11 protein-coding genes are annotated in these 18,606 nt (G+C 66.5%); 3 read left to right on the top strand and 8 right to left on the bottom strand.

Features of this window, described 5'->3' with window-relative positions; all coding sequences use genetic code 11:
• Positions 1 to 377: 377 nt before the first annotated feature.
• The 3 genes from rpoB to EYS42_RS16535 all read left to right on the top strand — a co-directional run bounded on the left by rpoB (position 378) and on the right by EYS42_RS16535 (position 9,675).
• Positions 378 to 4,505, top strand: coding sequence for a DNA-directed RNA polymerase subunit beta (gene rpoB, locus EYS42_RS16545; RefSeq protein ID WP_130969311.1), 4,128 nt, complete (start codon positions 378 to 380; stop codon positions 4,503 to 4,505).
• A 21-nt stretch (positions 4,506 to 4,526) separates the two neighbouring features.
• A complete protein-coding gene (gene rpoC, locus EYS42_RS16540) occupies positions 4,527 to 8,765 on the top strand; it encodes a DNA-directed RNA polymerase subunit beta' (RefSeq protein WP_130969310.1) in 4,239 nt (1,412 codons plus the stop codon).
• A 76-nt stretch (positions 8,766 to 8,841) separates the two neighbouring features.
• Complete coding sequence (locus EYS42_RS16535; RefSeq protein WP_130969309.1) at positions 8,842 to 9,675, top strand: hypothetical protein; 834 nt, start codon at positions 8,842 to 8,844, stop codon at positions 9,673 to 9,675.
• Here EYS42_RS16535 and EYS42_RS16530 read toward each other — a convergent pair.
• From EYS42_RS16530 to EYS42_RS16500, 8 genes are all read right to left on the bottom strand, one after another.
• Positions 9,647 to 10,312, bottom strand: a complete 666-nt coding sequence (locus EYS42_RS16530; protein ID WP_130969308.1) for a hypothetical protein — start codon at positions 10,310 to 10,312, stop codon at positions 9,647 to 9,649. The genes EYS42_RS16535 and EYS42_RS16530 overlap by 29 nt on opposite strands.
• A 118-nt stretch (positions 10,313 to 10,430) precedes the next feature.
• A complete protein-coding gene (locus EYS42_RS16525) occupies positions 10,431 to 11,816 on the bottom strand; it encodes a multicopper oxidase family protein (protein WP_130969307.1) in 1,386 nt (461 codons plus the stop codon).
• A gap of 15 nt (positions 11,817 to 11,831) precedes the next feature.
• On the bottom strand, positions 11,832 to 13,259 hold the full coding sequence (locus tag EYS42_RS16520) for a TolC family protein (protein WP_165456835.1): 1,428 nt from the start codon (positions 13,257 to 13,259) through the stop codon (positions 11,832 to 11,834).
• Positions 13,260 to 13,501: 242 nt separating this feature from the next.
• Entirely contained in the window at positions 13,502 to 14,308 is an 807-nt protein-coding gene (locus EYS42_RS16515) for a DODA-type extradiol aromatic ring-opening family dioxygenase (protein WP_130969305.1), read from the bottom strand.
• A gap of 48 nt (positions 14,309 to 14,356) precedes the next feature.
• Positions 14,357 to 15,847, bottom strand: a complete 1,491-nt coding sequence (gene gshA / locus EYS42_RS16510) for a glutamate--cysteine ligase (protein ID WP_130969322.1) — start codon at positions 15,845 to 15,847, stop codon at positions 14,357 to 14,359.
• Between the two features lie 174 nt (positions 15,848 to 16,021).
• Complete coding sequence (locus tag EYS42_RS17115; protein WP_165456834.1) at positions 16,022 to 16,174, bottom strand: hypothetical protein; 153 nt, start codon at positions 16,172 to 16,174, stop codon at positions 16,022 to 16,024.
• Between the two features lie 243 nt (positions 16,175 to 16,417).
• On the bottom strand, positions 16,418 to 17,752 hold the full coding sequence (locus EYS42_RS16505; protein ID WP_130969304.1) for an NAD(P)/FAD-dependent oxidoreductase: 1,335 nt from the start codon (positions 17,750 to 17,752) through the stop codon (positions 16,418 to 16,420).
• A 94-nt stretch (positions 17,753 to 17,846) separates the two neighbouring features.
• The gene (locus EYS42_RS16500; protein WP_130969303.1) at positions 17,847 to 18,596 is read right to left on the bottom strand and encodes a DUF6748 domain-containing protein; all 750 of its coding nucleotides are present in this window, start codon (positions 18,594 to 18,596) and stop codon (positions 17,847 to 17,849) included.
• Between the last annotated feature and the right edge of the window lie 10 nt (positions 18,597 to 18,606).

The raw sequence follows: 18,606 nt of genomic DNA, 5'->3' as shown, positions 1-18,606 counted from the left end.
GGCCTCATTGACGCGTGCAGGCGAGTTGCTGGCCAAGCGACGGCTTTCAGAGTCCACACAAAAAGTCAATACCCTCTGCCCCCACTTGGGTGTTTTTGTGGTAAGCTGATCGGTTCGAGTGTTCTCTGAACCGACTGCAGAGAACCGGTTTGGTCGGACCGAGTGCATGGCTTGGGCAGCAGCAAGATGTTTTGCAGCGGCCGCCAGCGCCACCCGGTTGTCCGCCAGCGGTTGGTAGTGGCCAACCACCAAGCCTCGGGCCCGCTTCAGCGGTCCGACCGGCCAGTCGCCGAACCATGCCCAGTGTCCTGGCCCGACATTGGCGCACATTCCTTCGACATACCGAACTGATCATCGGTATTCGCCACGGAGAGTTTATGGCGCAAGCAAACCCCTACAGCTACACAGAGCGCAAGCGGATCCGCAAGAGCTTTGGCAAGCGCGGCAGCGTGCTGAAAGTCCCTTATCTGCTGACCATGCAGAAGGAAGCCTATGTGGCCTTCCTGCAAAAGGACCTCGCACCTTCGAAGCGCAAACCCGAAGGCCTGCAGGCCGCTTTCCTGTCCGCGTTCCCGATTGTTTCGCACAACGGGTTCGTGGAGATGAAGTTCATCGAGTACAACATTGCCAAGCCGGCCTTCGATGAGCGCGAGTGTCAGCAGCGGGGTCTGACCTTTGCCGCCGCCGTGCGCGCCAAGCTTCAGATGATCATCTATGACCGCGAAACTTCGACCCCGCAGTCGAAGGTGGTCAAGGAAATCAAGGAACAAGAGGTCTACATGGGCGAAGTGCCCCTGATGACCGACTACGGCTCCTTCATCATCAACGGCACCGAGCGTGTCATCGTCTCGCAGCTGCACCGCTCGCCTGGCGTGTTCTTCGAGCACGACAAGGGCAAGACCCACAGCTCGGGCAAGCTGCTGTTCAGCGCCCGCATCATTCCTTACCGCGGTTCGTGGCTCGACTTCGAGTTCGACCCCAAGGACCTGCTGTACTTCCGCGTGGACCGTCGCCGCAAGATGCCGGTGACGACCCTGCTGAAGGCCATCGGCATGAACAACGAGCAGATCCTGGCGACCTTCTTCGCCAACGACTCGTTCAAGCTGATGGATTCGGGCGCGCTGATGGCTTTCGTGCCTGAGCGTCTGAAGGGCGAAGTGGCCCGCTACGACGTGACCGATGCCTCCGGCACCGTGATCGTCGAAAAGGACAAGCGCATCACCGCGCGTCACACCCGCCAGCTGGAGCAATCGGGCACCACGCACATCAGCGTGCCCGAAGACATCCTGCTGGGCCGCGTGCTGGCCAAGAACCAGATCGACCCGGACACCGGCGAGATCATCGCCAAGGCCAACGAAGAGCTGACCGAGTCGCTGCTCAAGAAGCTGCGCAGCGCCGGCATCAAGGAAATCGAGTGCATTTTCACCAATGAACTCGACCAGGGTGCCTACATCTCGCAGACCCTGGCCACCGACGAAACCGCCGACGACCTGGCCGCCCGCATCGCGATCTACCGCATGATGCGCCCCGGCGAGCCGCCGACCGAAGACGCCGTGCAGGCCCTGTTCCAGCGCCTGTTCTATTCGGAAGACACGTACGACCTGTCGCGCGTGGGCCGCATGAAGTTCAACGCCCGCGTGGGCCGCGACGGTGGCACCGGCCCGATGACCCTGTCGAACGACGACATCCTGGCCGTCGTGAAGATCCTGGTCGAGCTGCGCAATGGCCGTGGCGAAGTCGACGACATCGACCACCTGGGCAACCGCCGCGTGCGTTGCGTGGGCGAACTGGCCGAAAACCAGTACCGCTCGGGTCTGGCCCGCATCGAAAAGGCCGTCAAGGAGCGTCTGGGCCAGGCCGAGACCGAAGCCCTGATGCCGCACGACCTGATCAACTCCAAGCCGATTTCTGCGGCCCTCAAGGAGTTCTTCGGTGCGTCGCAGCTGTCGCAGTTCATGGACCAGACCAACCCCCTGTCCGAGATCACGCACAAGCGTCGCGTCTCGGCCCTGGGCCCGGGCGGTCTGACCCGCGAACGTGCCGGCTTCGAAGTGCGCGACGTGCACCCGACCCACTACGGCCGTGTGTGCCCGATCGAAACGCCTGAAGGCCCGAACATCGGTCTGATCAACTCGCTGGCCCTGTACGCCCGCCTGAACGAATACGGCTTCATCGAGACGCCGTACCGTCGCGTGGTCGATGGCAAGACGACCGACCAGATCGACTACCTGTCGGCCATCGAAGAAAGCAAGTACGTCATCGCCCAGGCCAACGCCGGTCTGGACGCCGAAGGCCGTCTGATCGACGAGCTGGTGTCGGCCCGCGAAAAGGGTGAATCCGTGCTGCTGTCGCCCGAGCGCGTGCAGTACATGGACGTGTCGCCCTCGCAGATCGTGTCGGTGGCCGCCTCGCTGGTGCCCTTCCTGGAGCACGACGACGCGAACCGCGCACTGATGGGCGCCAACATGCAGCGTCAGGCTGTGCCCACCCTGCGTCCTGAAAAGGCCATGGTCGGTACCGGCGTGGAGCGCGTGGCGGCGGTCGACTCGGGCACCGTGGTGGTGGCCAAGCGTGGCGGCATCGTCGATTACGTCGACACCAACCGCGTGGTGATCCGTGTGAACGACGCGGAAACCGTGGCCGGTGAAGTCGGCGTCGACATCTACAACCTGATCAAGTACCAGCGTTCCAACCAGAACACCAACATCCACCAGCGCGCCATCGTGCGCCGTGGTGACGTGGTGGCCGCTGGCGACGTGGTGGCCGACGGTGCATCGACCGACCTGGGCGAACTGGCCCTGGGTCAGAACATGCTCGTGGCCTTCATGCCCTGGAACGGCTACAACTTCGAAGACTCGATCCTGATCAGCGAACGCGTCGTGGCCGAAGACCGCTACACCTCGATCCACATCGAGGAACTGACGGTCATGGCCCGTGACACCAAGCTGGGCTCGGAAGAAATCACGCGCGACATCCCCAACCTGTCCGAGCAGCAACTGGCTCGCCTGGACGAGTCGGGCATCGTGTACATCGGTGCCGAAGTCGGCCCCGGCGACGTGCTGGTCGGCAAGGTCACGCCCAAGGGCGAAACCACCCTCACGCCTGAAGAGAAGCTGCTGCGCGCCATCTTCGGCGAGAAGGCTTCCGACGTGAAGGACACCTCGCTGCGTGTGGACCAGGGCACTTCGGGCACCGTGATCGACGTGCAGGTGTTCACCCGCGAAGGCATCCAGCGTGACAAGCGCGCCCAGCAGATCATCGACGATGAACTCAAGCGCTTCCGCCTGGACCTGAACGACCAGCTGCGCATCGTGGAAGCCGACGCCTTCGACCGGATCCGCAAGCTGCTGATCGGCAAGGTGGCCAATGGCGGCCCGAACAAGCTGGCCAAGGGCACCGTGCTGGACGAGGCGTACCTGAACTCGGTGGACAAGTTCCACTGGTTCGACATCCGTCCGGAAGATGGCGATCTGGCCAACCAGCTGGAAAGCATCAAGAACTCGCTGGAGCAGACCCGCCACAGTTTCGACCTGGCTTTTGAAGAAAAGCGCAAGAAGCTGACCCAGGGCGACGAGCTGCCCGCTGGCGTGCTCAAGATGGTCAAGGTTCACCTGGCCGTCAAGCGTCGCCTACAGCCTGGCGACAAGATGGCCGGCCGTCACGGCAACAAGGGTGTGGTCTCCAAGATCGTTCCGATCGAAGACATGCCTTACATGGCCGACGGCACCCCCGCCGACATCGTGCTGAACCCCCTGGGCGTTCCGTCGCGGATGAACGTGGGTCAGGTGCTGGAAGTGCACCTGGGCTGGGCCGGCAAGGGCATCGGCCAGCGCATTGGCAACATGCTGCAAGCCGAAGCTGGCGTGGCCGAACTGCGCAAGTTCCTGGACGAGTTCTACAACAAGACCGGCGGTCGCCCGGAAGACGTGAGCCAGCTCACCGACGCCGAGGTGATCAACATGTCGCGTGAACTGTCCAAGGGCGCCACCTTCGCCACCCCGGTGTTCGACGGTGCCAAGGAAGAAGAGATCCGCGGCATGCTGCAACTGGCCTACCCGGCCGACATCGCCAAGGCCAAGGGCCTGACGCCGACCCGCACCCAAGCCACGCTGTACGACGGCCGCACCGGCGACGCATTCGAGCGTCCGGTCACCGTGGGCTACATGCACGTGCTGAAGCTGCACCACTTGGTCGACGACAAGATGCACGCCCGCTCGACCGGTCCGTACTCGCTCGTCACGCAGCAGCCGCTGGGTGGTAAGGCGCAGTTCGGTGGTCAGCGCTTCGGTGAAATGGAAGTGTGGGCCCTGGAAGCGTACGGTGCCTCGTACGTGCTGCAGGAAATGCTCACCGTCAAGTCCGACGACGTCAATGGCCGTACCAAGGTGTACGAGAACATCGTCAAGGGCGAGCACTCCATCGAAGCCGGCATGCCCGAATCGTTCAATGTGCTGGTCAAGGAAATCCGTTCCTTGGGCATCGACATTGAACTGGAACGTAACTGATCTAAGGAATAGGAGCGCCCCATGAAAGGTTTGCTGGACCTGTTCAAGCAATTCACCCCCGATGAGCATTTCGATGCCATCAAGATCGGCCTGGCTTCTCCGGAGAAGATCCGCAGCTGGTCGTTCGGCGAGGTGAAGAAGCCCGAGACCATCAACTACCGCACGTTCAAGCCCGAGCGTGACGGCCTGTTCTGCGCCAAGATCTTTGGCCCGATCAAGGACTACGAGTGCCTGTGCGGCAAGTACAAGCGCCTGAAGCACCGCGGCGTGATCTGCGAAAAGTGCGGCGTCGAAGTGACCCAGACCAAGGTCCGCCGTGACCGCATGGGCCACATCGAACTGGCTGCACCGTGCGCGCACATCTGGTTCCTGAAGTCGCTGCCGTCTCGTCTGGGCCTGGTGCTCGACATGACCCTGCGCGACATCGAACGCGTGCTGTACTTCGAAGCCTACGTGGTGGTGGACCCCGGCATGACCCCGCTGAAGAAGTTCAGCATCATGTCCGAGGACGACTACGACGCCAAGCGCGCCGAGTTCGGTGACGAGTTCGAAGCCCTGATGGGCGCCGAAGGCGTTCAGAAGTTGCTGGCCGAGATGGATCTCGACGTCGAGATCGACAAGCTGCGCAACGACATGACCGGCTCGGAGCTGAAGGTCAAGAAGAATTCCAAGCGCCTGAAGGTGATGGAAGCCTTCAAGAAGTCGGGCATCAAGCCCAACTGGATGGTGATGGAAGTGCTGCCCGTGCTGCCGCCGGACCTGCGTCCGCTGGTGCCGCTGGACGGTGGCCGTTTCGCCACCTCCGACCTGAACGACCTGTACCGCCGCGTCATCAACCGGAACAACCGTCTGGCCCGTCTGCTGGAGCTGAAGGCTCCGGAGATCATCGTGCGCAACGAAAAGCGCATGCTGCAAGAGGCTGTGGACTCGCTGCTGGACAACGGTCGCCGTGGCAAGGCCATGACGGGCGCCAACAAGCGTGCCTTGAAGTCGCTGGCCGACATGATCAAGGGCAAGAGCGGTCGCTTCCGTCAGAACCTGCTGGGCAAGCGCGTCGACTACTCTGGTCGTTCCGTGATCACCGTGGGCCCGACCCTGAAGCTGCACCAGTGCGGTCTGCCCAAGCTGATGGCCCTGGAGCTGTTCAAGCCCTTCATCTTCGCCAAGCTCGAAGCCATGGGCATCGCGACCACCATCAAGGCCGCGAAGAAGGAAGTCGAATCGGGCACGCCCGTGGTCTGGGACATCCTGGAAGAGGTCATCAAGGAGCACCCGGTTCTGCTGAACCGTGCGCCCACGCTGCACCGTCTGGGCATCCAGGCTTTCGAGCCCATGCTGATCGAAGGCAAGGCCATTCAGCTGCACCCGCTGGTGTGCGCGGCCTTCAACGCCGACTTCGACGGTGACCAGATGGCCGTTCACGTGCCGCTGTCGATCGAAGCACAAATGGAAGCCCGCACCCTGATGCTGGCCTCCAACAACGTGCTGTTCCCCGCTTCGGGCGAACCGTCGATCGTGCCGTCGCAAGACGTGGTGCTGGGCCTGTACTACGCCACCCGCGAGCGCATCAACGGCAAGGGCGAAGGCATGGTCTTCTCCGACATGGCCGAGCTGCAACGCGCGCTGGACAACGGCGTGGTGGAAATCACCGCCCGCATCAGCGTGCGCATGATGCAGTGGACCAAGAACAAGGAAACCGGCGAGTTCGACGGTCAGCTCAAGCTGGTCTCGACCACCGTAGGCCGTGCCTTGCTGTCGGAAATCCTGCCCAAGGGCCTGCCCTTCTCGAACATCGACAAGGCGCTGAAGAAGAAAGAAATTTCTCGCCTGATCAACACCTCCTTCCGCAAGTGCGGCCTGAAGGAAACCGTGGTGCTGGCGGACAAGCTGCTGCAAAACGGCTTCCGTCTGGCCACGCGCGCCGGCATCTCCATCGCGGTGGACGACATGCTGGTGCCCAAGGAAAAGGTGGGCCTGATCGAGCGCGCCGAAAAGGAAGTCAAGGAAATCGAGCAGCAGTACGTCTCGGGTCTGGTGACCGCCGGTGAACGCTACAACAAGGTGGTGGACATCTGGGGCAAGACCGGTGACGAAGTCGGCAAGGTCATGATGACCCAGCTGGCCAAGCAGAAGGTGATCGACCGCAACGGCAATGAAGTGGACCAGGAGTCGTTCAACTCCATCTACATGATGGCCGACTCGGGCGCTCGCGGTTCTGCCGCTCAGATCCGTCAGCTCTCCGGCATGCGCGGCCTGATGGCCAAGCCTGACGGCTCGATCATCGAGACCCCCATCACGGCGAACTTCCGTGAAGGTCTGAACGTGTTGCAGTACTTCATCTCCACCCACGGTGCCCGTAAGGGCCTGGCGGACACGGCGCTGAAGACCGCGAACTCGGGCTACCTGACCCGCCGTCTGGTGGACGTGACCCAGGATCTGGTCGTCACCGAAACCGATTGCGGCACGGATCAAGGCATTGCCACCCGCGCCCTGGTCGAAGGTGGTGAAGTGATCGAATCGCTGCGTGACCGCATCCTGGGTCGCGTGGCCGCCATCGATGTGCTGCACCCCGAAACCCAGCAGGTGCTGGTGACGGCCGGCACCATGCTGGACGAAGACATCCTGGACGAAGTCGAAGCCGCTGGCGTCGACGAAGTCAAGGTGCGCACCCCGCTGACTTGCGGCACCCGCTACGGCCTGTGCGCCAAGTGCTATGGCCGCGACCTGGGCCGCGGTGGCCTGGTGAACACCGGTGAAGCCGTGGGCGTGATCGCTGCGCAGTCGATCGGTGAACCCGGCACGCAGCTGACCATGCGGACCTTCCACATCGGTGGTGCCGCTTCGCGCGCTGCCATTGCGTCGAGCGTGGAAGCCAAGTCGGACGGCATCATCGGCTTCAATGCCACGATGCGTTACGTCACGAACGGCAAGGGCGACCTGGTGGTGATTTCGCGTTCCGGCGAAATCGTCATCTCCGACCAGCACGGCCGTGAGCGCGAGCGTCACAAGGTGCCGTACGGCGCGACCCTGAACGTCAAGGCCGACCAGACCATCAAGGCTGGCCTGGTGCTGGCGACCTGGGACCCGCTGACCCGTCCGATCATCACCGAATTCGCCGGCCAGGCCCGCTTCGAGAACGTCGAAGAAGGCGTGACCGTGGCCAAGCAGGTGGACGAAGTGACCGGTCTGTCGACCCTGGTCGTGATCGACCCGAAGCGCCGTGGTGCCACCAAGGTGGTGCGCCCGCAGGTCAAGCTGCTGGACGCCAACGGCCAGGAAGTGAAGATCCCGGGCACCGACCACTCGGTGACCATCGGCTTCCAGGTGGGCGCGCTGATCCAGATCCGCGACGGTCAGGAACTGCACCCCGGTGAAGTGCTGGCCCGCATCCCCATCGAAGGTCAGAAGACCCGCGACATCACCGGCGGTCTGCCGCGTGTGGCCGAGCTGTTCGAAGCCCGTTCGCCCAAGGACAAGGGCGCGCTGGCCGAGATCACTGGCACCGTGTCGTTCGGCAAGGAGACCAAGGGCAAGGTTCGCCTGCAGATCACCGACCCCGAAGGCAAGGTCTGGGAAGAGCTGGTGCCCAAGGAAAAGAACATCCTGGTGCACGAAGGCCAGGTGGTCAACCGCGGCGAACTGATCGTCGACGGCGCAGCCGATCCGCAGGACATCCTGCGTCTGCTGGGCATCGAAGAGCTGGCCCGCTACATCGTCGACGAAGTGCAGGACGTGTACCGTCTGCAGGGCGTGAAGATCAACGACAAGCACATCCAGGTGATCGTTCGCCAGATGCTGCGCCGCGTTCAGATCGTCAACCCGGGCGACACGCACTACATCGCCAACGAGCAGGTCGAGCGTTCGGAGATGCTGGACACCAACGACAAGATGCGCGCCGAAGGCAAGATCCCCGCGACGTACAGCGATGTGCTGCTGGGCATCACCAAGGCTTCGCTGTCGACCGACTCCTTCATCTCGGCCGCTTCCTTCCAGGAAACGACCCGCGTGCTGACCGAGGCTGCCATCATGGGCAAGCGCGACGAGCTGCGTGGCCTGAAGGAAAACGTGATCGTGGGCCGTCTGATCCCCGCCGGTACCGGCCTGGCTTACCACCAGGCTCGCCGCGCCAAGGACGAGATGGACGAGACCGAACGCCGCGCCATCGCCATGCAGGAAGCGCAAGAGCGCGCTGCCATGGAGCTGGCTGCGCTGGACGGTGACGACGCACCGGCCGCCGAAGGCGAAACCACGGCAGAGTGATCCTCACCTGCTGACGCACAAGGGCCCTTCGGGGCCCTTTTTCATGGGCGCTCGGCGCGTGCCCGACAATGGCGCGATGAGCCTTGACCCGATGCTGGCCCTGCAGGCCAATCAACGCCCGCTGCCCGATGCACTCGCCCCGGTGGGCCACTGGCGGCGCGCCGGTGTGCTGCTGCTGGGGGGCGGCGGCACGCTGGGCGCGGCGGTGTTGCAGCGCCTGCTGGGCGCTGGCGGCTTTGCCCAGGTGAATGTGCGGGTGACCCAACCCCTGGCGGCCCGCCCGCGCGGGCTGCATGACTGCGTGCTGCCTGAGGGGGGCGACTGGGCCGACCTGCGCACCTCGGCGGCTGTGGCCGTGATGGTGTTTGACGTGGCCAAGGCGCGAGAGGGGGCGATATGGATGCCCCAGCCAGACGACGTGCTGCCGGCAGCCCGGCGTTTGAAGGCCTTGAGCGTGCGCTGCCTGGTCCTGGTGATGCCGCATGCGCCCCACCGCCTGCCCGCGGCGTTGCGCGAGGGCCTATGGGGGATGGACGAGCAGGCCCTGGTGACCATGGGCTTCGAGCACCTGGTGCTGCTGCGCCCGGCAGCGGGGGCGTCGGGCTCGGCGGGGCCAGCCCGCACCCCTGGGTGGCAGGGCTGGGGTGAGCGCCTGGCGGGCTGGATGCTGTCGAACCTGCGCTTCATGGTGCCCACGCGGCAGCTGCCGGTGCGGCCCGACAGCATCGCAGCGCTGGTGGTGGCCCTGGTGCATGCCCTGGAAAAGCAAACGCCCGCCGAGGGGGCGGGCGCTTCACGCACCTGGGTGGTGCCGGCCGAAACCGTGTGGGCGGCAGCTCAGCCCGAGGGCTTGCACCGCACGGTGCAGGCGCTGGTTCAGTTCAATTCTGGCGGCTGCGACGCAGCTTGAGGGCCACCATGCCGGCCAGGCCCAGTCCCAGCAGCAGGTTGGTGGGCGCTTCTGGAACGGCAGAAACGGCATCCACCTTCAGGCCGGCCAGCCGGAATGACGACAGCGAGCCTTCTGCAGACAGCAGGAAGAAGCGACCACCGGGAACGGAGGCGCTGCCCATGCTGAAAGTGGTCACGCCCAAGGCGTTGTCGCTCAGGGCGTTGCCCAGGGAAAACTGCTGGCCTGCAGTGGTGATCGACGCCTTGTCGATGGGCAGCAGCCCACCGTCCCACAAAGACAACCCAACGCTGTTGAGCGTGACCGCCTGGCTGAACGTCAGCAGCAAGCCTTCGCCAGAGCCCAGCAGGCCGCCGTTCAGGTCACCGATGTCGAGAAGGCCACTGCTGACGCCCAGCCCCTTGCCGTTGGCAGCCACTTTGACGTTGCTGCCCGAGGCGACGGGCGTGACGGTCAGGCCAATGCCGCCCACGTTGAACGACAAAGAGGTGCTGGTTTTGTCCAGCAAGTTGAACAGCGAAGGGTCGTAGAAGTCGAAGTAGGTGCCTGCGCCCTTGGTGTCAGAGCTGATGTTGGCCTGGGCCATGAGCGGGGCCGTCAGGGCCAGGGCGGCAAAAAGCGATACAGCGTGGCGCATGGGCATGGCCTCTTGTGAGTGAAGTGTTTTCATTATGGGCATGCACCTGGTTGGATGCATGGCGCCAAACTTGACAAACCGGTAATCGTCAACACCCACCCCACCCTGACTGAGGGGGTCAATGGCCGTGCCGTGAGGGTTTTCTCGCCTCCCAGGAGGAGGGGGCGGCTGCGGGTTTGGCCGAGGTGTTGGTTTCTGGCAGGGGCCCAGTCCACGGGCGGGCCACAGTGCCAGGCGGGTGCTTGAAGGGCCCTGGGTCGCGGTAATCGTTGGCCGCCAGCCCTTTGCGCACCTTGAGGGTCGAGAACATGCCCCCCATGCCGATGGCTCCGAAAGGCCCCTGGCCGGTCATCATGGGCAGGGTGTTGGGCGGCAGTTCCATGTCCATCTCGGCCATCTCGTGCATGCCGTGCTCGCCCATGGCCATGTAGCCAGGCACCAGCTGGTTGATGCGCTTGGCCAGGTCCTGCTGGGCCACCCCGATCATGTTGGGCACGCCATGGCCCATGGCGTTCATGGTGTGGTGGCTCTTGTGGCAGTGGAAGGCCCAATCGCCCTCTTCGTTGGCCAGGAATTCGATCTGCCGCATCTGGCCCACGGCGATGTCGGTGGTGACCTCCGGCCAGCGCGCGGTGGGAGGCACCGGGCCGCCGTCGGTGCCCGTGACCTCGAACTCGTGCCCATGCAGGTGGATGGGGTGGTTGGTCATGGTCAGGTTGCCCACCCGGATGCGCACCCGGTCGTTGTGCCGTACCACCAGCGGGTCGATGCCGGGGAAGACGCGGCTGTTCCAGGTCCAGAGGTTGAAGTCGAGCATGGTGTTGACCTGGGGCGTGGCCGCGCCGGGCTCGATGTCGTAGGCGCCCAGCAGGAAGGCGAAATCACGCTGCACGCTGGCGATGTGCGGGTGCGTGCCTTTGGGGTGGGTGATCCACAGGCCCATCATGCCCATGGCCATCTGGGTCATTTCGTCGGCATGGGGGTGGTACATGAAGGTGCCGGGGCGCCGGGCTTCGAACTCGTACACCCAGGTTTCGCCCACGCCGATGGGGGGCTGCGTGAGGCCGGTGACGCCGTCCATGCCGCAGGGCAGGCGCTGGCCGTGCCAGTGCACGCTGGTGACTTCGGGCAGGCGGTTCGTCACGAAGATGCGCACGCGGTCGCCTTCGACCACCTCGATGGTGGGGCCGGGCGACTGGCCGTTGTAGCCCCACAGGCGGGCGGTCATGCCGGGGGCGAGTTCGCGCAGCACGGGTTCGGCCACCAGGTGGAACTCTTTGACGCCCTGGTTCATGCGCCAGGGCAGGGTCCAGCCGTTGAGGGTGACCACCGGCTGGTAGGGGCGGCCAGTGGGCGGGTGCAGGGGCGCCTGCGTGAGCGGCGAGGCCTGCAGCACGGGTTCGGGCAGGCGGGCCAGCGCGACGCGGGGCACAGTGCCAGCGGCCACCGCCGAAGTGAGGCCGGCCAGGCCAGCGCTGCGCAGGAAGGTGCGACGAGGGTTCATGGCAAGGCTTTCAGGTCAGTCGTGGGCGGCCGCGCTGCTGCGGGCGACGGGTGCAGGTGCGCCACTGGCGCCCGCCGAGGGGGCGGTGGTCAGGGCCAGCTCGAAACGGGCGTGGGCGGCCCAGGCGGCCTGGTCCAGTGCGATGGCCAGTTGCACGGCCTGCTGCTGTTCGCGGGCGTCGGCCAGCAGGTCGAACACGCTGGCCAGCATGCCGTTGTAGCGCAGCAGCAGCTGCTCGGCCATGCGCTGACGGCGGGGCAGCACTTCTTCGCGCTGTTGCCGGGCGCGGGCCTCGGCCAGCTGCCAGTGGCGCCAGGCTTCGCGCACCTGCGACTGGGCGTCGAGCGCCACGCCGCGGGTGTCGGCCAGGGCCTGGCGGTGGCGAGCCTCGGCCTGGTGCACGCGGCTTTGGCCCAGGTCGAACAGGGGCAATTCGAGCGTGACCCCGATGCCGCGCTTGCGGGGCTCGTCGGTGGCCGATTCGTTGAAGCCTTCCACCTCCAGCACATTGATGAAGCGGGTGCTGCGGCTCAGGCTCAGGGCACGGGCCTGCTGCTCCACCCGGGCCTTGGCGGCACGCACGTCCAGGCGCTGGTCCAGGGCTTGTTGCACCCAGGGTTGCAGGCCATCGGCACCTTCTTCGCGGCGTGGCGGGGTGACCGGCGGGGGCAGGTGGTCGGGCAGGGTGAACGCCTCGGGCCGCTCGAAGCCCAGCAACCGGGTCAGGTGTTCGCGCGTGCTCACTTCCTGCGCCTGGGCCGCGTGCAGGGCCTGTTCGGCGTCGGCGCGGAAGGCGGCCTGCTGGTCGCGGCGCAGGGCGCTCCAGTGGCCGGCCTGCTGCATGCGGTCGGCCAGAGTACGGGCGGCGTCGGCGGCATCCAGGCCGCGTTCGGCCTGCACCCGGGCAGCGCGCGCAGCCACGGCATCGACCCAGGCCACGCGCACATCGTGCGCCAGCCGCAGCACGGCCTGCGCGGTGTCGAGGCGGGTCTGGGTCAGTTGCTGTTGCTGCACCTCGCGCAGCACGGGCCAGCTCAGCAGGTCGATGAGGTGCACGCCGATGCTGCGCTCGAAGGACACGGTCTCGCCTTGGCGGCTGCGTGAAAAGCCCAGGCTGGGGTTGGGCAGGCGGCTGGCGGCCAGCCGGTCGGCTTCGGCCACGCCCAGGGCCTCGAAGCGCTGCTGCCAGCGGGGCGATTGCAGCCAGGCGATCTGCACCGCGGTGTCGGCTGTCAGGGGTTGGGCGGCGAGGGCCTGCAGGGTGTGGGTGCGTTCCTGGGCCACCTGGGGGGCGGTGAGGGCTTGGGCGAGGTGGGGCGCAGTGAGGGCCTGCACGGGCTGCAGGCCGCCGTCGGGGGGCAGGCTGGCGCAGCCGCCCAGCATGAGCGCGGCAACGGCCAGTGCCCCGGACGAGGCGCAGCGCGCCAGGACGGGTGGTGTCATGGGAGGGTTCCTGGGTGCAAGAGGAATGCAGCAGGGCATGTCGGTCGAGGCCGGGTGCTGCGGGCCGGAGGCAGCCGGGGGGCCAGCTCAGGCCTGGCGTCGGGGTGGGCGATCGAGACCGCTGGACAGGGAACTGGGGGCCGGTGCTGGGGCCACCACGGGCATGAACTCAGTTTAGCGCGGCCCGGCAGGGCCTGCACAGCGGGGCGGCCTGGGGCTGAGCCAGGTCAAGCCTGAACGGTTCAACCCAGCCGGAAGCTGGACACCGTCAGCCCACCGAAGAAGTCGGTCTGGTGGTAGGGGCAGGTGGCGGTGTCGTGCTCTGCGGCGCCCACGGCCACCATCAGCGGGATCAGGTGTTCGGCGCGCGGGTGGGCCTGGCGGGCTGAGGGGGCCTCGGTCCAGCGCAGCAAGGCGTCGCTGCGGGCCGTGCCGCTCAGGGCCAGGGTGGCCTGCAACCAGGCATCGAACTGCTGTGAGGGGCGTGCGCCCTCGGGCCCGAACATGCGCAGGTTGTGGTAACTCAGCCCGCTGCCGATGATGAGCACGCCCTCGTCGCGCAGGGGGGCCAGGGCGCGGCCCAGGGCCAGGTGCACGTCGGCCTGCTCGCCCAGTTGCAGGCTGAGCTGCACCATGGGCACCTGCGCCTGCGGGTACATCACGGCCATGGGCACGAAGGCGCCATGGTCGAAGCCCTGGGCCGGGTTGGGCGAGCACGGCAGGTTGGCCTCGGCCAGCAACTGCTGCACGCGCGCGGCCAGTTCAGGCGAGCCTGGGGCCGGGTAGACCACGCTGTAGGTGTGGGCCGGAAAGCCGCCGTAGTCGTAGACCATGCCAGGCTGCGGGCTGGACATCACTTCGAAGCCGCCTGGCGTCTCCCAATGGCCCGAGACCATCAGCACGGCCTTGGGGGGCTCGGGCAGCTGGCCGGGCATGGCCTGCAAGGCCGCTTCCAGCGGGCCGAAGTGGTGGCGGAACGGGCCGTCCATGTAGGGCCAGGGGCCGCCGCCATGCGAGAGGAACCAGGTGGGTTGGCGCTTGGGGCTCATGGGCGTCCTCCAGTGGGCGGGTGGCCGCTTCAGGTGTCGGTGATGGGGTCAGTCGCAGCTGGCCTTGCCGGGCAGGCCCAGCCGGCGCACGTCCAGGTAGGCCTGCCGGTACTGCTCGAAGGGCAGGCTGTCGTGGGCTTCGATGCGGGCCTGCTCGGCATGCGAGGCCTCGGCCTGCTGGCCCAGTGTGGCGAGTTGCTGTGCGCGCTCGGGGCCCACCGGCAGGGCCCGCGTGGCTTCACGCGTGGCCTGCGATTGCGCCAGGGTGAAGGCGCGGTGGCTGTGCCCATGTGCGGCCAGGGCCTGCAGCACACGGGCCGAGGGCAGGCTGTCAGGCGATTGCAGGTGGGCGATGGCCTGCTGCAGCGCCTCGGCATGGGCGGTGCCACCGAGGGCCTGGTCGAGCGCCTGTGCGTGCGGCTGGCAGCCCTGCAGCACTTCCAGCGCCCAGTCGGTCAGCGGCACCTGCTGGCCACGGCGCTCCAGCATCAGGCCAGGCTCGCGCCCGCGGGAGGCCGTGAGGTGCTGGTTGCGCGACAGCTCGGCGATCTCTTCCGGGGTGTCGGGCGGGCTGGCGCTGTGCAGGCAGTGCAGCAGGAAGGTGTCGAGCAGGCGCACGGTGGGCGCGTCGATGCCTTCTGGCAGGAAGGGGTTGAGGTCCATGCAGCGCACCTCGACGTACTCCACGCCGCGTTCGCGCAGGGCGTGCAGGGGGCGCTCGCCCTGGAAGATCACGCGCTTGGGCCGGATGGTGCCGTAGAACTCGTTTTCGATCTGCAGCAACGAGGTGCTTAGTTGTTGGTAGACGCCGTTCGCATCGCGGATGCCGATGGCTTCGTAGGGCGCGTGCGAGCCGGTCAGTGCCCCTTGCAGCGAGTGGCCATAGCTGTCCAGGCAGTTGTAGCTCACGCACAGGGCGGTCTGGGCGTCGCTCTGGTAGCCCAGCCGGCCCATGCGCAGCGAGGTGGCGTGTGGCAGGTAAAAGGTGTCGTGGCTCAGGCGCTGCAGGCCGTGGTCCAGGCCTTCCACGAAAGCGGCGTCAACCGCTGGCGAGGCACCGAACAGCATCAGCAGCACGAAGCTGTGGCGCCGGAAGTTGCGGATCAGGCCGAAGTAGTCGGCGTTGCTGCAGCCTGGCAGCGACCAGTTGTAGTGGATGCCGGAGATGGTCTGCATGCGCGGGCCGTACCGGTTGGCCAGGCCGCGGCGGTAGATGGTCTTGGCCTGCCCCACATTGGCGTGGCCGTACTGGCCCAGCGGGATGCTGGCGTCGGCGGGCAGCTGCCCGGGCATGGACGACACCCACATCAGCTCGTCGCCAATGTGCTGGAAGGTGTACTGGTGGATGGCCTGCAGTTCGGCCAGCGCGTCTTCGGCGCGGGCATGCACGCCTGTGACCAGCTCCAGCTGCGATTCGCTGAAGTCGGTCGTGATGTGCGGGTGCGTCAGCGCCGAGCCCAGCGCGGCCGGATGCGGGGTCAGCGCATAGCGGCCGTCGGGCAGCACGCGCAGGCTTTCTTTTTCAAGGCCGCGCTGCATGCCGCGCAAGGTGCTGGCGTCGATCAAACCCTGTCTCCTGTCCCGTTCGCTGAGGGGCGAAACTTACCAGAAGCAGACGGCTTGTGTGGTGACGGTTGTCAGGGTGCCCCGTGCACAGGGGCTTGGGTTCGGGCGTTTGACAAAACCTGAAAAACGCGTGTGCAGACCTGGGACTCAGCGGGTGGTGTCGCCATCGTCCTGACCGGTGGACTCGATGTCGTCGTCCAGCTCAACGCCCTGGGTCTGCCAGCCGAGCTTTTCCCAGCCGCCGGCGTGCATGCAGTGTTGCGACAGTTGCAGGGGTTGGGCGTTCAGTTGGGGGTTCATGCGGTCACCTTTCAAAGCGAGTTGCGGTGAGGTCATGGTGCGCTTGAGAGGCGTGTGGCAGGGGTGGGCCAACCCGCAGGGCCAGGCGGTGCCGCCCTGGGTTCGTGACGTATTCACGGCCCCTTCCCCCCGCGTTTGAAGGGCGGCAGGGGCGGGCTGACCCGAGGTCGGGAGACCGCTTAAGGGGCGGCCCCGAGGGCGGTGGCCCACGGGCGTCGCCACGGCATGAGGCGTGTCGGGCCCTCAGATGGCCAGCTTGTCGCGCAGGTCGTAGTACCAGGCGCCCAGGGCCGTGAGGGGCACGCGCAGCAGACGCCCGCCAGGGAAGGGCAGGTGGGGCAGCTGGGCAAAGGCGTCGAAGCGGGTGGCCTGCCCATGGATGGCTTCGCTCAGCAGGCGGCCGGCCAGGTGGGTGAAGGTGACGCCGTGGCCCGAGCAGCCCTGCGAGTAGTACAGGTTGGGGGCCAGGCGGCCCATCTGCGGCAGGCGCGACAGGGTGAGCAGGAAGTTGCCCGTCCACGCGAAATCGATGCGCACGCCCTTGAGCTGCGGGAAGGTCTTCTCGAGCTTGGGCCGGATCACCTGCTCGATGTGGGCGGGCTCGCGCGCGCCATAGACCACGTCGCCACCGTACAGCAGGCGTTTGTCGGCGCTCAGGCGGAAGTAGTCGAGCAGGAAGTTGCTGTCTTCCACGCAGTGGTCGTGCGGCAGGATGTCGCGCCAGCGTTCGCCCAGGGGTTCGGTGGCCACCACCTGCGTGCCGCAAGGCATGGACTTGCTGGCCAGTTGCGGTTCGAGCGAGCCCAGGTAGGCGTTGCCGGCCAGCACCACGAAGCGGGCGCGCACCTGGCCCTGGGCCGTGTGCACGGTGGCGGGGTCGCCCCGGTCGATGCGCAGTGCGGCGCTGTGTTCGTGGATGATGCCGCCCAGGCTTTCCAGGGCCATGGCCTCGCCCTGGGCCAGGCGCAGGGGGTGGATGTGCCCGGCGCTGTCGTCGACCAGGGTGGCCAGATAGCGTTCGGTGCCCACGATGCCACGGCTTTCGGTGGCATCGAGCAGGCGCAGCTGGGTGTGGCCAAAGCGCTCCCACAGGGCCTTGTGGTGCTCGAGCTGTCGCACTTGCCGGCTGTTGAGCGCGGCGAACACGCCGCCCGGCTTGAAGTGGCAGTCGATGCCGTATTGAGCGATGCGTTCTTGGATGACGCGTGCGCCTTCGAAGGCCATGCTGCCCAGCGCGCGGGCCGTGTGGGCGCCATGGCGAGCCTCGATGACGTCGAGGTCACGGGAGTAGCTGTGCACCAGCTGGCCGCCATTGCGGCCGGAGGCGCCCCAGCCCACGCGGGCGGCTTCCAGCACCACCACCTTCAGGCCGCGCTCGGCCAGGTGCAGCGCCGCCGACAGGCCGGTGTAGCCCGCCCCCACCACGCACACATCGGCACTGTGCGCACCCTGCAGCGGTGGGCGCTCAGGCTGGGGCAGCGCCGAGGCGGCGTAGTACGAACCGGTGTGCTCCAGGGCACCCGGCGCCTGGGAGGAGGCAGCCGGCCCGGAGGCGGCCGCAGGCAGGGCAGTGCTCATGTGAAGCCATCATGGCATGGGCCACCAGACGCGTCCAGAGCGCGGGCGCGACAGCGGGCTGCCGCCCTCAATGAACCGACGTCGCGTGCCGCGCTCAGGGCTTGGCAGGCAGGTAGAACTCTGTGGCGACCAGCTGGTTCACCTTCACCGTGCGTCCGTCGAAGGTGCTCGTGGTGGTGGGTGCCACGGTGCCGGCCACCAGCACGCCGGTGGCGCCCAGGGCCGGACCAGAGGCGGCCACTTGTTCGTCGGTGGCGCCTGATGCACTCAGGTTCAGCTCGGTGTTGAAGGGGGCTTTGCGGCTGTTGAGCAGGCGGGCCTCCAGCGAGGGGCACGGCGCCACGATGCACCGGATGCCGGTGTCGCGCACGCTGTAGACGCTGCCCTTGGCCTGTTTGCCGACCTGGCCCTGCCAGGCACTGCTCACGGTCAGCACATTGGCTTTCACGCCCTGCACCTCCGTGAGCGCCAACTGGCCTTGCACCAGGGCCTGGCCCTGGCCCCAGGGCTCATTGAAGCTGGCTTGCTGGTCGACGCTCCAGCCCAGGGCTGCGGTGTCGAGCGTGACCGCATGGCAGCGCGTGGCCCACTTGCCGTCGGCGCAGCGGGTCAGCGCCTGGTTCACGGCCTTGACGTAATACCCGCCGCAAAAGGGGAAGGCGCACTTGCGGAAGTCCTGGCCCACGACCTGGTAGGTGGTGAGGGCGCTGCCGGTGGGCTCCGCAGGGGCCTGGGTCTGGGCCCAGGCGGCAGGGCTCAGCCCGCCCATCACGAGCGTGGTCAGTGCGCTGGCCACCGCCAGCCAGGGTGTGCGGCGTGCAGCGAGCAGGTTCAAGGCAGACATGGGCTCTCCT

Source organism: Aquabacterium lacunae (assembly GCF_004310865.1).
In the GTDB taxonomy this organism is placed as follows: Bacteria; Pseudomonadota; Gammaproteobacteria; order Burkholderiales; family Burkholderiaceae_C; genus Aquabacterium; species Aquabacterium lacunae.
Note: the sequence above shows the minus strand (reverse complement) of the source record. Positions and strands in the feature narration are given on the sequence as shown.

What these genes read in the sequence shown, in the direction of transcription:
- EYS42_RS16515 (WP_130969305.1), bottom strand. Translation starts at nt 14,308, where the DNA reads ATGAGCCCCAAGCGCCAACCCACCTGGTTCCTCTCGCATGGCGGCGGC.
- rpoB (WP_130969311.1), top strand. Translation starts at nt 378, where the DNA reads ATGGCGCAAGCAAACCCCTACAGCTACACAGAGCGCAAGCGGATCCGC.
- EYS42_RS16530 (WP_130969308.1), bottom strand. Translation starts at nt 10,312, where the DNA reads ATGCGCCACGCTGTATCGCTTTTTGCCGCCCTGGCCCTGACGGCCCCG.
- EYS42_RS16505 (WP_130969304.1), bottom strand. Translation starts at nt 17,752, where the DNA reads ATGAGCACTGCCCTGCCTGCGGCCGCCTCCGGGCCGGCTGCCTCCTCC.
- EYS42_RS17115 (WP_165456834.1), bottom strand. Translation starts at nt 16,174, where the DNA reads ATGAACCCCCAACTGAACGCCCAACCCCTGCAACTGTCGCAACACTGC.
- gshA (WP_130969322.1), bottom strand. Translation starts at nt 15,847, where the DNA reads ATGCAGCGCGGCCTTGAAAAAGAAAGCCTGCGCGTGCTGCCCGACGGC.
- EYS42_RS16500 (WP_130969303.1), bottom strand. Translation starts at nt 18,596, where the DNA reads ATGTCTGCCTTGAACCTGCTCGCTGCACGCCGCACACCCTGGCTGGCG.
- EYS42_RS16535 (WP_130969309.1), top strand. Translation starts at nt 8,842, where the DNA reads ATGAGCCTTGACCCGATGCTGGCCCTGCAGGCCAATCAACGCCCGCTG.
- EYS42_RS16520 (WP_165456835.1), bottom strand. Translation starts at nt 13,259, where the DNA reads ATGACACCACCCGTCCTGGCGCGCTGCGCCTCGTCCGGGGCACTGGCC.
- EYS42_RS16525 (WP_130969307.1), bottom strand. Translation starts at nt 11,816, where the DNA reads ATGAACCCTCGTCGCACCTTCCTGCGCAGCGCTGGCCTGGCCGGCCTC.
- rpoC (WP_130969310.1), top strand. Translation starts at nt 4,527, where the DNA reads ATGAAAGGTTTGCTGGACCTGTTCAAGCAATTCACCCCCGATGAGCAT.